Origin of the sequence: Mycobacterium sp. 4D054 (genome assembly GCF_052245755.1) — a bacterium.
Lineage (GTDB): Bacteria > Actinomycetota > Actinomycetes > Mycobacteriales > Mycobacteriaceae > Mycobacterium.
Genome location: NZ_JBQQCF010000140.1, coordinates 1 through 1,327, shown reverse-complemented (window position 1 = coordinate 1,327; position 1,327 = coordinate 1). Strand labels below are relative to the sequence as shown.

Here is a 1,327-nt window from a genome sequence, read left to right as displayed (position 1 = left end):
AACTCAGTCGACCCGCACCGCAGGGCGCAGGTGGCATCGATGCGCCGCTGGGTTGACCCGAGACGTACAGATGAAGAAGTCCGCCGCACAGGTTGGCGCGCAACGACGGTTGACAAGTTCAGTGAAGGAAACCGTCCCATTTCGGCTCATAGGACCAGACTCCGGGATCGTCGGGCACCTTGGTCTGCGCCTTGGCCAACATCGGCTCCAGCGGCGGGGTCACCGGCAGGTCTGAGGGCATGGTCTCCATACTCACGTAGACCGGGGTACCCCGACAATGTCATCGCAGCCTGAGTGCGTGCGACACCCCGCGCACTCCGGACCATCTTTCGACTGCTACGCCGATGGCTGGTAGCCCCACGCTTTCAGAAGGGCGGTGGGTCGTCGCCGTCGGGATGTGGTGGAGGTGGCGGTCTGGTCCACCGGTTTCGGTCGGCAGCATCAGCACGTTCTCGGTCGCGGGCGCGTTGGGCGGCGTTGTGTTCGCGTTCGGCCGTGATCCGCGCGGCGTCCTCGGCGGCGCGGGGGCGGCGTCGTTTGGGCATCCTGGCACTACGGTCGAAATCTGGGGGCGGCAAGGTCATCGGCGGTAGTTTCGCGGTAGTGGTGTTCCAGCCGGGGAAAAACACCCGGCTGCCGGGCACTGTGGTGTAGCGCTTGCCCGCCGGGGTCGTCCAGATCACCGTGCCATCAGGAAGTTGTTCGTCGCGCCAGCCGTCCCAAAAGGTCTTGGCCAGATGATGGGTGCGGCATTTGCAGTTCAGGTTCGACGGATGGGTCGGCCCGAAGGGCCAGGGCAGAACATGGTCGAGATCGCAGCGTTCGGCCGGCACCGTGCAGCCCGGGAAGCGGCAGAACAGGTCCCGAGCGCGCACGAACGCCGCCAGCTTGGCCGACGGACGGTAGTGCGGTTCGGGATCCGGGCCGGGCAACAACAGCTGTTTGATCGCCGCTCCCCCGCGGATCGCCTCGGCCAACGCCACTATCGGCAGCACCTTCACCCCGGGCAATAACGCCAACCCCGAATACTTCACACACCGTGCAGGATTCGGCTCGGGCGCTGAGTCGGACTCATCTACGGAGCCGGGCTCAGGGTCAGGCCCGGGCTTGTCCACAGGCTCCAGCTCAGGCTCCGGCGCCGGCTCACGCTCGAATTCGAGCTCCTCCGCAGGCTGCGGTTGGGGTTGGTTCTGTTGTTGCTGGTCTTGGTCGGTGATCAGCTGGTAGGCGGCGTCGAGCGCGGCGGGATCGGCGAGCACGGAGATCACCACATTCGAGCTGCCCGGAGCCACCGGCGCAGCGCCCGGGCAGTCCGCTTTGCCGCACC

Annotated in this window: 1 protein-coding gene and 1 pseudogene; both read right to left on the bottom strand. The window is 66.4% G+C overall.

Going from position 1 to position 1,327, the window contains the following annotated elements; all coding sequences use genetic code 11:
* Positions 1-127 precede the first annotated feature (127 nt).
* Positions 128-250: pseudogene (locus ACTWP6_RS30275) on the bottom strand (ATP-dependent DNA ligase); the annotation flags it as partial.
* Positions 251-365: 115 nt separating this feature from the next.
* Positions 366-1,327: HNH endonuclease signature motif containing protein (locus ACTWP6_RS30270; RefSeq protein WP_443189634.1), on the bottom strand; the 962-nt coding region annotated here is incomplete at its 5' end.